10 protein-coding genes are annotated in these 13,584 nt (G+C 49.6%); 3 read left to right on the forward strand and 7 right to left on the reverse strand.

Annotated elements, in window-relative coordinates; translation table 11 throughout:
- Positions 1 to 19: 19 nt before the first annotated feature.
- Together pflB and pflA are read left to right on the forward strand one after the other, a co-directional pair.
- Positions 20 to 2,302, forward strand: a complete 2,283-nt coding sequence (pflB, locus tag WCT94_RS10165; RefSeq protein ID WP_039286973.1) for a formate C-acetyltransferase — start codon at positions 20 to 22, stop codon at positions 2,300 to 2,302.
- Positions 2,303 to 2,571: 269 nt separating this feature from the next.
- The gene (gene pflA / locus WCT94_RS10170; RefSeq protein WP_015839981.1) at positions 2,572 to 3,312 is read left to right on the forward strand and encodes a pyruvate formate lyase 1-activating protein; all 741 of its coding nucleotides are present in this window, start codon (positions 2,572 to 2,574) and stop codon (positions 3,310 to 3,312) included.
- Between the two features lie 88 nt (positions 3,313 to 3,400).
- Here pflA and WCT94_RS10175 read toward each other — a convergent pair whose 3' ends face one another.
- Genes WCT94_RS10175 through WCT94_RS10185 form a run of 3 tightly spaced genes read right to left on the reverse strand, consistent with a single transcriptional unit; the run spans position 3,401 to position 7,431 of the window.
- Positions 3,401 to 4,969, reverse strand: coding sequence for a hydantoinase/oxoprolinase family protein (locus WCT94_RS10175; protein ID WP_336869446.1), 1,569 nt, complete (start codon positions 4,967 to 4,969; stop codon positions 3,401 to 3,403).
- A 10-nt stretch (positions 4,970 to 4,979) separates the two neighbouring features.
- Positions 4,980 to 6,089 (reverse strand): DUF917 domain-containing protein, encoded by a 1,110-nt coding sequence (locus WCT94_RS10180; protein ID WP_336869448.1) that lies wholly within the window; start codon positions 6,087 to 6,089, stop codon positions 4,980 to 4,982.
- A 37-nt stretch (positions 6,090 to 6,126) separates the two neighbouring features.
- The gene (locus WCT94_RS10185; protein ID WP_336869450.1) at positions 6,127 to 7,431 is read right to left on the reverse strand and encodes a cytosine permease; all 1,305 of its coding nucleotides are present in this window, start codon (positions 7,429 to 7,431) and stop codon (positions 6,127 to 6,129) included.
- A gap of 273 nt (positions 7,432 to 7,704) precedes the next feature.
- Between WCT94_RS10185 and WCT94_RS10190 the strand changes: the two genes are divergently transcribed.
- Positions 7,705 to 8,646, forward strand: coding sequence for a LysR family transcriptional regulator (locus WCT94_RS10190; protein ID WP_336869452.1), 942 nt, complete (start codon positions 7,705 to 7,707; stop codon positions 8,644 to 8,646).
- Here WCT94_RS10190 and WCT94_RS10195 read toward each other — a convergent pair.
- The 4 genes from WCT94_RS10195 to lolA all read right to left on the reverse strand — a co-directional run bounded on the left by WCT94_RS10195 (position 8,632) and on the right by lolA (position 13,468).
- The gene (locus WCT94_RS10195; RefSeq protein ID WP_336869540.1) at positions 8,632 to 9,786 is read right to left on the reverse strand and encodes an MFS transporter; all 1,155 of its coding nucleotides are present in this window, start codon (positions 9,784 to 9,786) and stop codon (positions 8,632 to 8,634) included. The two genes, WCT94_RS10190 and WCT94_RS10195, sit on opposite strands and share 15 nt — an antisense overlap.
- A 320-nt stretch (positions 9,787 to 10,106) precedes the next feature.
- Entirely contained in the window at positions 10,107 to 11,402 is a 1,296-nt protein-coding gene (serS, locus tag WCT94_RS10200; protein WP_336869454.1) for a serine--tRNA ligase, read from the reverse strand.
- 103 nt (positions 11,403 to 11,505) lie between these two features.
- Positions 11,506 to 12,849, reverse strand: a complete 1,344-nt coding sequence (locus WCT94_RS10205; RefSeq protein ID WP_336869541.1) for a replication-associated recombination protein A — start codon at positions 12,847 to 12,849, stop codon at positions 11,506 to 11,508.
- A 7-nt stretch (positions 12,850 to 12,856) separates the two neighbouring features.
- Entirely contained in the window at positions 12,857 to 13,468 is a 612-nt protein-coding gene (gene lolA, locus WCT94_RS10210) for an outer membrane lipoprotein chaperone LolA (RefSeq protein ID WP_336869456.1), read from the reverse strand.
- Between the last annotated feature and the right edge of the window lie 116 nt (positions 13,469 to 13,584).

The raw sequence follows: 13,584 nt of genomic DNA on the forward strand, positions 1-13,584 counted from the left end.
TATCAAAGGTAGGTGTAAAATGACCGAGCTGAATGAAAAATTGGCCAATGCATGGCAAGGCTTTAGCAAAGGTGAATGGCAGGATAACGTCAATGTTCGTGACTTTATCCAGAAAAACTACACACCGTATGAAGGTGATGAGTCTTTCCTGGCTGGTGCAACCAAAGCGACTTCTGCCCTGTGGGACAGCGTCATGGAAGGCATCAAGCAGGAAAACCGCACTCACGCCCCTGTTGATTTTGATACCAATGTTGCCGCAACTATCACGTCTCACGACGCGGGATACATCAACAAAGGTCTGGAAAAAATCGTTGGTCTGCAGACTGACGCTCCGCTGAAACGTGCGTTAATTCCGTTCGGCGGCATCAAAATGGTTGAAGGTTCATGCAAAGTTTACGGCCGTGAACTGGATCCTCAACTGAAAAAAATCTTCACCGAATACCGCAAAACGCATAACCAGGGCGTGTTTGATGTTTACACCCCAGATATCCTGCGTTGTCGTAAATCAGGCGTTCTGACTGGTCTGCCAGATGCCTACGGCCGTGGCCGTATCATCGGTGACTACCGTCGCGTTGCGCTGTACGGTATCGACTACCTGATGAAAGACAAGTTTGCTCAGTTCACTTCTCTGCAATCCAAACTGGAAAACGGCGAAGATCTGGAAGCAACAATCCGTCTGCGTGAAGAAATTGCCGATCAGCACCATGCCCTGAGCCAAATTAAAGAAATGGCCGCTAAATATGGCTGTGATATTTCTGGCCCAGCGACAACGGCTCAGGAAGCGGTTCAGTGGACTTACTTCGGCTACCTGGCTGCGGTGAAATCACAGAATGGTGCAGCCATGTCCTTCGGACGTGTGTCCACCTTCCTGGATATCTACCTTGAGCGCGATCTGAAAGCCGGCAAAATCACCGAAGAAGAAGCTCAGGAAATGATTGACCACCTGGTCATGAAACTACGTATGGTGCGTTTCCTGCGTACTCCTGAGTATGATGAGCTGTTCTCTGGTGACCCAATCTGGGCAACCGAATCTCTGGCTGGTATGGGTCTGGATGGCCGTACGCTGGTAAGTAAAACCAGCTTCCGCTTCCTGAACACCCTGTACACCATGGGGCCGTCTCCAGAGCCGAACATGACCATCCTGTGGTCTGAAAAACTGCCACAGAACTTCAAAAACTATGCCGCTAAAGTCTCCATCGATACCTCTTCTCTGCAATACGAGAATGACGATCTGATGCGTCCTGACTTTAACAACGATGACTACGCGATTGCCTGTTGCGTAAGCCCAATGATCGTTGGTAAGCAAATGCAGTTCTTCGGTGCCCGTGCAAACCTGGCAAAAACCATGCTGTACGCGATTAACGGCGGCGTGGATGAAAAACTGAAAATGCAGGTTGGTCCGAAATCAGAACCGATCAAAGGCGATGTTCTGGACTTCGACGAAGTGATGGATCGTATGGATCACTTCATGGATTGGCTGGCGAAACAATACGTCACCTCTCTGAACATCATTCACTACATGCACGATAAGTACAGCTACGAAGCGTCGCTGATGGCACTGCATGACCGTGACGTGTTCCGTACTATGGCGTGTGGTATCGCGGGTCTGTCTGTTGCTGCTGACTCCCTGTCTGCCATCAAATATGCCAAAGTTAAACCGATTCGTGATGAAGACGGTCTGGCTATCGACTTTGATATCGAAGGCGAATATCCGCAGTTCGGTAACAACGATGCTCGCGTAGATGAACTGGCTTGTGACCTGGTTGAACGTTTCATGAAGAAAATTCAGAAACTGAATACCTACCGTGGTGCAACACCAACCCAGTCTGTTCTGACCATCACCTCTAACGTGGTATATGGTAAGAAAACCGGTAATACCCCAGACGGTCGCCGCGCAGGTGCGCCATTCGGACCAGGTGCGAACCCAATGCACGGTCGTGACCAGAAAGGTGCTGTGGCTTCTCTGACTTCCGTTGCTAAACTGCCGTTTGCTTACGCGAAAGATGGTATTTCTTATACCTTCTCCATCGTACCTAACGCGTTAGGTAAAGATGACAACGTGCGTAAAGCTAACCTTGCCGGCCTGATGGATGGTTATTTCCACCACGAAGCCAGCATCGAAGGCGGTCAGCACCTGAACGTCAACGTCATGAACCGTGAAATGCTGCTTGATGCGATGGAAAACCCAGAGAAATATCCGCAGCTGACTATCCGTGTATCTGGCTACGCCGTGCGTTTCAACTCACTGACGAAAGAACAGCAGCAAGACGTCATCACCCGTACTTTCACTCAGTCAATGTAATTTCCATGACTGTCTGAAAAGGCGTAAAATAAAGGCTCCACATCAGTGGGGCCTTTTTCTCACCCCCGATTGTCGTTCAGGTTGTTAGCCTGTTTTGCCAGCCCGCTATATTGCTCTCACCATGTGGATGGCTCGCAAAACAGATTCGACGCAGCATCTGTCCTACGGTGTTTTTCTGTCAGCAATCTCTGCCAGATTAACACCTGCTTTCTTATGACTGCGCTCATAAAGACCGCTATTGTTCGGTCAAATTTGGAGAAAACCTCGCAATGTCAGTAATCGGTCGCATCCACTCCTTTGAATCCTGCGGCACCGTCGATGGCCCAGGCATCCGTTTCATCATCTTCTTCCAGGGTTGCCTGATGCGCTGCCTGTATTGCCATAACCGTGATACCTGGGATACGCACGGCGGCAAGGAAGTGACGGTGGAAGAACTCATGAAAGAAGTCGTGACCTACCGCCACTTTATGAATGCGTCCGGCGGCGGCGTAACGGCATCCGGCGGCGAGGCTATCCTTCAGGCCGAATTTGTGCGCGACTGGTTCCGCGCGTGCAAGGCAGAAGGCATCAACACCTGTCTGGATACCAACGGGTTTGTACGCCGCTATGACCCCGTCATTGACGAGCTATTGGACGTCAGCGATTTAGTGATGCTCGATCTGAAACAAATGAACGACGACATACACCAGAATTTAGTTGGCGTATCGAACCACCGTACTCTGGATTTCGCACGTTATCTGGCAAAGCGCAACCAGCGTACCTGGATACGTTATGTGGTCGTCCCCGGCTGGTCTGATGATGATGCGTCCGCACACAAGTTGGGTGAGTTCACCAAGGATATGACGAACATCGAGAAAATTGAGCTTCTCCCCTACCATGAACTTGGCAAGCACAAGTGGATAGCGATGGGTGAAGAGTACAAGTTAGACGGTGTTAAACCACCGAAGGCCGATACCATGGATCGTATTAAATCGATTCTTGAAAGCTACGGTCACAAGGTCATGTACTGATCTCTGATAGTTTCTGAAGAAATAGCGCGCTCATGGCGCGCTATTTTCATTGTAGCGAAGAGATATCCTGACACCGTTAAGCGCAGCGCTAAGCCAGATTTCCTGCTGCCTTGATTTTCACCTGTACCGCATTCCCCGGCAAATATGCCAACGGAATCTCCTGATAGTCGATGATTTCAACGCTGCCCGGCATCGCTCCCGTTTCTTCTGCAAGACAAACCGTTTGTTGCTGCAGCTCGCTTTTTATCTTCTCACGATCGTTATCCGGCATTTTCACTACGCGTTCAATCTGTGCGCCAACCTTTCCTAAGGCTACACCTACCGCATTTGCCGCATCAAAATGCAGCGGGCGCATGACCTGGCTGATACCCGATAAAACGTCAGGCAGTAAAATACTGCCACCACCAACAAGCACAGCGGGAATAGCCGCACTGGACGATTTGATCCGATCGATAGCACTTTCCACTTTATCAATCATCTGACGATAAGCCTGCTGGCAAAATACGTTATCCAACTCAGGAAGAGGGTGAGGAAGATCGGATGTCCATCGCTCGCAATGGAGTTGCAGCATGATATCGCTGAGCGTTAACGTCTCGCCGCCAAAGCTGACACCCTGCTCAAGAAGGCGATAACCGACGCTGTCAGGGCCAAGCGTGAGTTTCCCATCCGGAGACTGCCGCACACAGGTTCCCCCGCCAATGCCGATAGAAATAATATCCGGCATTCTGAAATTCGTTCGCACATCGCCCACTTCAACAGCGATAGCCGACTCACGCGGGAAGCCATTCACCAACACGCCAATATCTGTCGTCGTGCCACCGACATCAATAATCAGTGCATTATCCAGCCCGGAAAGGTGGCATGCTCCGCGAATCGAGTTCGTAGGCCCACAGGCCATCGTCAGAATGGGATATTGCTTCACCATACTTTCGGACATCAATGTGCCGTCGTTTTGTCCGAAGAACGGCGTAGCCTTAATACCATGTCGGATTAGCGCTTGCGTAAAGCCGCTAACAAACCGGTTTGCCGTGCTTTGCAACGACGCATTCAGGATCGTTGCGTTTTCCCTTTCCAGTAGTCCGGTGCTGCCTATCCGGTGGGACAACGATACGGAAACGTCAGGCAATGCAGCATTCACCCACTGGGCAACCTGCAGTTCCTGCTTATTATTGACGGGAGAGAATACGCCACAAATTGCCACGCTATCCACATGACCGCGCATCCTGTCACAAGCTGCTAATACTTCATCCTGCAGTACGGAATGAATCTCTCGGCCATCAAATTCATAGCCGCCATGAATTTGGTAGAAATGCTCGCCTAATGTCGTTTGCCACTCGTCATCCCAACCAAATAGTGGCGGAACGCTATCGCTGCTTGGCAGGCTCAGGCGCAATAATCCAACGCGATCCAGCCCTTTCCGCTCAACAATCGCGTTGGTGCATTGTGTTGTCCCCAACATCGCATAGCGAATATGCTGCGGCTCGATGCCTGACTGCGCCAATACTTCAGCAATCACCCGTTCGATGCCGCTATAAATATCCAGGCTGGTAGGAAATTTGGCCGTCGCAATACAGCGCAGGTCCGCATCTAAAATTGCCGCATCCGTGTTGGTGCCGCCGACATCAATCCCGAGTCGGTAATCATTTTTATGTAACATCGGGAAAGCCTCAGCGATTTGCAAGCTGTTCTATCGGCACATACTGCACCGGATAACCGAAATACTCCGGTCCCGCAACGTCAATCCCTTTTGGCGTTCGCCACTTGTCATTGCACGGATAGGCAATGACATCGACTCGCTGCCCATAACGTAAATGTTCCGTAATGATCGGACGTCCGGTTTCACTGTCTACTATGGAGATTAAATCAGGCACAACAGCCAGCAGATTATCCTGCGTAGGATCTGTCACCTGTGACGAGCGATAAGCAAGCAATAGCTCATTCTGGAAAAGCACCGTAAACGACTCACCCTTGTCATTCCCCATGCCATCCAACACCACTTTGCCCCGCGCAAAACCGCCAGTTGTACGCCGTGCTACATCAACAATTTTTCCTGATGCAACGATATGGCCATTCAGCACGGTAAGCAGAGACTGTACCGGATGGCTGCCCGACTGATGAGCCTCTCGCAGCGTTTTTCCGATATTCTTCGCTAGGGTAAGCGTCCCTTTGATGGCACTGCGCTTAAGCTGGCTACCGCGCAATGGATAATCGCACATGGCGCATGCAGCCCCCATTTGCTCCGAAATTATCCTAGCCAAACGTTCAGACCATACGCCATCAATAGGATTTAAGGTAACCGTGTTTCCCTTTTCATCTGCTAACGTATTTGGCGCCGAGGGTAAGCCATCAAGAAAAAAGGTCACCATCTGCGCTTCGGGGAACGCTCTCCCCATCGCATCACAATCAACAACAGGTAGACCTTTTGCTGCCGCAACGACAAACGGCATGAGTGAGTTGATACCACCAACTTCGATGGGGAATGTCGCCGCAATAGATCGTTCAAGCGCCTTTTCCATCGCGTCAAATGCCCGAACGAACTGGCTTGCTGACATGATTTTTTCAACAACTACCGTCGTTGCGCCAATCATACTGCACGGCACAAATACGTCATCATCTTTAATTTCATCTAAACCGAGTACAGGCACTTGGGCGGCATTTTTTAATGCATGCTTTGCCATCAAAGAACCTACATACGGGTCGCCGCCGCCCCCTGTACCGAGAACAGCGGCCCCTAGTGCTATATCATCAATTGTTTGTGCATTAATATAACGAGACATACTCTACCCAAGATCTCATGTTATCTGCGTAACACGTTTAATCTGCCAATTGAGGGAAAATTTTATGTATGCCGATATAAACCGCCATACTCACAATTACGCCATCCAGGGCAGAGATCGAGCTTATCGTAAATAAATCAAAAAAATCTGGGGAGGTTAACAGGCTCACAATACTACCAAGTGACCAGGATATAGCCGCCGCCACATTCAAGAATGAAGCCTCTGATACACTTTTCTGCAAACGTGAAGACTTAATAAAATAATATTCGACGAGATAAACACCCGCGATAGGAGAAATCAGTACACCGAGCAGTGACAAGAATTGAGTAAAGTTATTAATCATACCGTTGTAAGCTAACAACAGCCCGGCAATAGCCATTAGTACAACCAATACCGGTCGCGATAGCGCTCGAATAACAACAGACAGCCCCAGCGATGCAGAAACAAGATTAGTGCTATTTGTTGTCCACTGGGCAAAAATAAGCACCACAATAGCAGACATGCCTAAACCAATACTGAAAAATACCTCAACTAAATCTTCTGTACCGACCAGATGAGTCAGAATGAGTGCCACTAATATTGTTGAGCTATTTCCCAAAAAGAACCCTAATCCCGCACCGAGAAGCGCATCTTTACGGGTTTTAGCATAGCGGGCAATATCCGGTGACATCACGGCAGAGACTATCCAGATGGAAACGACATAAGAGATAGCGCTTCCCATACTAATTGGCGCTTTAATTATTGGGAGGGGTATTTCAGGGTGAGTATTCGCCGCTAAAACCAGACCTGTAATTATCAATATCAGCATAAGTGGAACACTGAATACGCTCAGTTTACCCAATGCCCTGACCCCCCAGATAGCGGTAGAGGTCATCAGCACCATGCCGAAAACTAAAATAAGAAAACGACCGGGTTCAAATTGATAATGGAGGAGTGCTTTTTGCAGCATCACACCAAAAAAATCGAGTTGAAAAGCAAACCAGCCAATCAATGATACGGCAGAGAAAATACCGATAATCTTTCCACCAAGACGCCCAAAAACGGAAATACTCAGTAGCGTTGTTGATAGCCCACAGCCATAACCGACGTTAGCACATAGTGCTGCCAACACCCCTAAAAAGGCAGAACCAATAAGTGTGGCGCTAACCGCCTGGGAAAAAGGAAGACCGCCGCTTAAGAAAGCACCGAGAAATAGACCTGAGATGTCAATTCCCATTGCCAGCCATATTAAAGCGATAACATACCAGCTTTTTCTGGCTTCAGCGGGGACTCGCTCATATTCATAATCATAGATTTGCCGTTCCTGTTGTTCTTTTTCAGGTACAGCGTTCCCTTGAGACATATTTCCTCCATTAAATAAGCAGCAAATAATTATTGTATCGTTGTGATATTTTATAGAGGTTGCCTGACGGCGTATAGAACAATGGTGCCGTCAGCAAGCTAACAACACCATTGTGCTTATGAGAGGCCCTGATGTGACGCATAAAACCACGCTTTTTGTGGCAACCACATCAATGATGTGGCGTGACAACAAGATAAATGGGTTTCATATCGATTAATACAGATATATTTTGATGTTAACATTCAGATATGTAATGTATGCGAAGGAAATGCTATGCGCTTAGATAAACTGGAGATCCGCTGGTTAAAACTTTTTTGTAAAATCGTTGAAAAACAAGGAATTACTAACGCCCAGACCGCAACAGGCTTAAGCCAACCCGTGCTGAGCCACTACCTGTCTCGCCTTGAGGATACGCTCGGACTCGTCCTGTGCGAACGTGGACGTGGAGGGTTCGCTCTTACAACAGAAGGCGAGGTTGTGTACCAGGAAGCCAAATCTGTTATCGCCACGTTGGACGACTTCGCAAATCGATTAGCACGGATCAAACATCAACTCATTGGCGAAGCTCGCATTGGCTGTTTGGATAACACCGTCACTCATCCTGCTAAAGTTATCTCGAACGCGATTGGAAAGCTGTACTCTCAAAGCCCAGACGTTGCTGTTGAGCTGGAGATCGGTGATTACACACCGCTGATGGAGCGTTTAAAAAACGGGCATATTGACATTATTCTGAGCGTCTTGCCGGATGATGTTCCAACAGATATCTATTTTCAGCCCGCTTTTGTCGAGAAAAGTTATTTTTATTCCACATCGGAAAATGCGGCAAGAATAGAAAAGGAATGGCGTGATGGAACGCTGAACCCGAACAGGTTGCTAATTGGCGGCCACGCATTGCACGAGATTAGTAAGCAGTTAGGCCCTGTAGCAAAGAAAGGTTTGCAAAATACTGCATGGAATGTAGAAGGCAGTTTATTGCTCTTATTAGCAGGCACACATGTTGGTTTCCTTCCTGACCATTATGCCGCTAAGTGGGTTGCAAACGGGCAACTTACAGCAATTTCACCGGAAAAACTCGGGCTAACCAGCATATTTTATCTGGTGAGAAACGCAAAACAGCGCCTTAGCCCGGTAGCTGAAGCGCTGTGGAATAACATGGTCGAAGCAGGACAAAGCTCGCTGGCCAGCCTCGATGTTGCTAGCTCAAGCAGCAGCTAACGGCGTTGGATGATGATCGGCTTTTCTGAGCAACATCATCAGGTAGATCATGGCAACAGCGGCAATCAGTACAAACAGCAAGCGATCGGAGTAGCTTTGCATCAATACCGCAGCAACGCTTGGCCCGCAAAGACTGCCAAGCGTGTAGCTGAGGAGCAAGGCCTGATTCATCGCGACCAGCTCATCAGGGCGTACTTTTTCACATGCCCACGACATGGCAACGGGATACAGCGTAAACCCTGCGCATCCCAGCAGGAACAGCGACGGCGCCATGGCATAGTGACTGAGGCTTAACATGGCAATACAGCCAATAATGACAACAAAGACCAATACCCGCAGAACTAATAGCCGCCCATATCGATCGGCCATACGTCCAATAGGCCATTGACCGATAATCCCAGAGCTAATCAGCAGCGCCATCCAGTATCCAACCTGCGCATCATTCATTCCCTGATGAGAGAGATACAGCGGCATCAGGCCATACAGCGATCCTAAAATTGCGCCGGAAATAATACAGCCATGTACGCCTAAACGCGCACTGCGATACGTCAGCATTTTCCACAGGCTAACAGACTTTTCTTGCTGTTCTGGCGGCGTAGGAAGACGAGTAAACAGTAGGGGCAATACGGCCAAAATAACCAGCGCGACCATCCACGGTAGCACGTTCAGCAATGCTGTCGGCAATACGCCAAGCAGGAGCTGTCCAATCACGCTACCGAGGTAATAGGCAATCATATACGCAGCCAGCAGTTGCCCTCGTTGCGTCGGCGTTCCGCTACACAACAAGGCGCTTTCAACCACGACCCAGATTAATGCACAGCCGATCCCAGCAAGAAAGCGCCAGAATAGCCAACTGCTAATATCCGTAGAAATACCGAGACCAGCAATCGCAATGCCAAATAATAAAGCGGCAAAATAATAGCTACGGTTAAACCCATAAAGCTTGATTAATTTACCGGCCACTAGCGTTCCAACCAGATTGCCACCGAAATAGGATGAGCCAACGAGGCCAACCTGCCAGACGGGAAGCGATTGATAACTCAGCCAAAGTGGTACCAACGTATTTAATACCGCGATACACACTGTCAGCAGCAAAAGTCCGCAGAGCAATAGCAGCACTGGGCGGGAATAAGCAGACATAGCGAAGTGGATAACCAAACAACCAGAGAAGAGTGAGCGCATCATGCCACTGCGTATATAAAAGTCAATCCGGGCAAAAAGTGCTAAAAGTCCTTTCTCAAATTATGAATTGAAAGAATTCATCAACGTCCACAGGAAGACCGCCACGCTTGAAAACGGAAAGAAGCTACTCAACTGATTTTACATCATTTTAAGCTTTAAAATTAAGTCGAGCGGGTTGTTTAAGGCAGAGAAGCTATTTTTACGATGAAAAAATATTACCGAATAGGGGCGTAAAAAAAGCGCCTTTAAACGGGCGCTTTTTTTCAAGTCACTGGCGATTAACCAATAAACTCCAGCCCGCCCATATATGGACGCAGCACTTCAGGAATTTCAATACGGCCATCGGCCTGCTGGTAGTTTTCCAGAACAGCTACCAGTGTACGACCAACTGCCAGACCAGAACCGTTCAACGTGTGAACCAGACGGGTCTTCTTGTCGGACTTGCTACGGCAGCGAGCCTGCATACGACGCGCCTGGAAATCCCACATGTTTGAGCAAGAGGAGATTTCACGGTACGTATCTTGCGCCGGCAGCCAGACTTCCAGATCGTAAGTTTTGGTGGAGCCAAAGCCCATATCGCCTGTGCACAGCAAGACTTTACGATACGGTAATTTCAGCAGTTGCAGTACCGTTTCGGCGTGCGTCGTCAATTCTTCCAGCGCCTGCATAGAATCTTCAGGGCGGACGATTTGTACCAGTTCAACCTTGTCAAACTGGTGCATACGAATCAACCCACGCGTATCGCGACCATACGAACCCGCTTCAGAACGGAAGCAAGGCGTGTGAGCGGTCATCTTCAACGGCAAGGATTCTTCATCAAGAATCTCGTCACGCACCAGATTGGTCAACGGAACTTCCGCCGTCGGAATCAGCGCATAGTTGCTGCTTTCCGCTTCTTCACTCAACGGTCGGGTATGGAACAGATCTTCACCAAATTTAGGCAACTGACCAGTTCCGTATAACGTGGCGTGGTTAACCAGATAAGGCACATAGGCTTCCTGATAGCCATGCTGTTGCGTATGCAAATCCAGCATGAACTGGGCAAGCGCACGATGCAGACGGGCAATTTGTCCTTTCATCACGACAAAACGCGCACCCGTTAATTTCACCGCAGCGGCAAAATCCAGTCCGGCAGCCATCTCGCCGAGTTCAACATGATCGCGCACAGGGAAATCATATTTGCGCGGCTCACCCCAGCGAGCCACTTCCTGGTTCTCTGTATAATCCTTACCAAGCGGTACGGAGTCGTCCGGCAGGTTTGGAATGGTTAACGCCAGATCGCGAATTTCATTCTGCAACTGATCCAGCTCGGCTTTCGCGGCATCCAGTTTTTCGCCTAATGTGTTAACTTCACGACGCAAAGGCTCGATATCTTCACCGCGTGCTTTCGCTGCACCAATCTCTTTCGATCGGGAGTTACGCTCTGCCTGCAGGTTTTCAGTTTCTACCTGCAATACTTTACGACGTTCTTCCTGCTTACGCAGGGTCTCAACATCCAGCTTAAAGCCTCTGCGAGCCAGTAACTTTTCGGCGACTGCGTCTAGCTCATTACGCAGTAAATTGGGATCGAGCATGCTAATCCTGTGCTTATGATTATCAAATGAAATGATGGCGTACACGGCGCGCTACGCGGCCGGTTTCAGAAAATACCGCAATAACCTTACCGCAACGCTTAGTTCAACGGTAGCGTTTTGTCAGGCTATTTTGATCCTGAGCGGCAAGCCAGGCGAGCTTTTCACCAATTTTGCCCTCAAGGCCGCGCGAAGTCGGCGTGTAATAGTGCGTATCCGCCATTTCCTGTGGAAAGTAGATCTCGCCGGCTGCATAGGCATTGGGTTCATTGTGTGCGTACCGATACTCTGCTCCGAGCCCCATTTCTTTCATCAATCGGGTCGGTGCGTTGCGTAAGTGCTCGGGAACATCATAGTCTGGCTTCTCGCGCGCATCCTGCATCGCCGCTTTGAACGCGCTATATACAGCGTTACTTTTGGGGGCACAGGCCAGATAAACTATCGCCTGAGCGATGGCACGCTCTCCTTCCGCAGGTCCAACGCGAGTGAAGCAATCCCAGGCGGAGATCGCCACCTGCATCGCTCGCGGGTCAGCATTGCCGACGTCTTCCGACGCAATCGCCAGCAATCGTCGGGCAACATACAGCGGATCGCCACCGGCGGTGATAATTCTGGCGTACCAATAAAGCGCCGCATCCGGCGCAGAGCCTCTTACCGATTTATGCAGCGCCGAAATCAGGTCGTAATAGCGATCGCCTTTATTATCAAAGCGGGCACTACGCTCGCCAGCAATTTCGTTGAGGAGCGCCGGCGTCAGGACTCGCATGCCTTGCGCGTCAATTTCCGCCATATCTGCCATCATTTCCAGACTATTCAGCGCACGTCTGGCATCCCCATTGACCAATTCAGCCAGCATCCGCGCGGTGTCGGCAGGCAGGACAATATTCTGTCCGCCGTATCCCCGCTCGCTGTCGCTCATCGCCTGCTGCAATACCTGTTCGATATCTTCTGCCGTCAGCGCTTTCAGCAAATAGACCCGGGCACGAGATAGCAACGCGGAATTAAGCTCAAAAGAGGGATTTTCCGTTGTTGCCCCAATGAAGGTGATCGTTCCATCTTCGATATGTGGCAAAAACGCATCCTGCTGGCTTTTGTTGAAACGATGGACTTCATCGACAAACAAAATGGTACGACGCCCGGCATTGCGGTTTTGTCGGGCTCGTTCAATCGCTTCACGAATTTCTTTAATGCCGGACGTCACGGCAGAAATGCGTTCTACATCGGCCTGCCCGTAATGCCCAATCAATTCTGCCAGCGTGGTTTTTCCCGTTCCTGGTGGCCCCCAGAGAATCATGGAGTGCAACTGCCCTGCCTCAATTGCCCGTGGCAGAGGCTTACCGGCACCTAACAGGTGCTGTTGGCCAATATACTGCGCCAACGTCGCTGGCCGCATACGCGCGGCCAGGGGTTGGAATTCGTTGTGGGAAAAATCAAGGGACAGGTTGCTCACTCTGGCCTCACTGACGCTGGTCATCCAGCGTGACGCCTTTCGGCGGTGTGAACGTGAATTGCGCGGCATCAACAGCGGTATTTTGCTGGTTCTTCAGCACATAAGTGCTTCGCTGCCCATCCTGTTCCGTCGCGGTAAACTGCTTGATTGTGCCGTTCATCGTCACATTAATCGCGAACTGTTTCAGATTGCCACTCGCGGATTTCGGCGTAAGCTCGAAGTCATCGCCTTTCTGACGCACATCGTATTTACTCCAGTCGCTGGCATCGTTACGCGTAATCAGAATGAACGGTGTATTTCCTGTTGCATCCTTCAGCCAGGTTGCCGTGACTTGCTCCACAAACGGATTGTAGAACCAGAGCGTTTTTCCGTCAGAAATCAGCGTACTTTCATCAGGTGATGTGGTTTTCCAGTTAAATAAGTTAGGGCGCTTCAACCACAATTCACCTTCCCCTTCCTGCACGGCTGCGCCATCGGCGCTGGTGACTTTCTGGCTAAAATTTGCATGGAAACTGTTTACTTTATTGAGGCGACCCTGCAAATCTTTTGCCGCGTCCGCATAGACAGCGGTTGAGGTCACACCTGCAATCAGGCAACTGATAGCTAACCACTTTTTCATACGCATAATCCTTTGAATTTCCTGATATAACAACCTTCACATCTTGAGGTCAGATGCTTTGCAAGAGACCGATGTGATTTGTGGATCGGTGTTATTTGTCGAGCTACGTTATCTGT

The sequence above is a fragment of the Pectobacterium sp. 1950-15 genome (assembly GCF_037136835.1).
Taxonomy (GTDB): Bacteria; Pseudomonadota; Gammaproteobacteria; order Enterobacterales; family Enterobacteriaceae; genus Pectobacterium.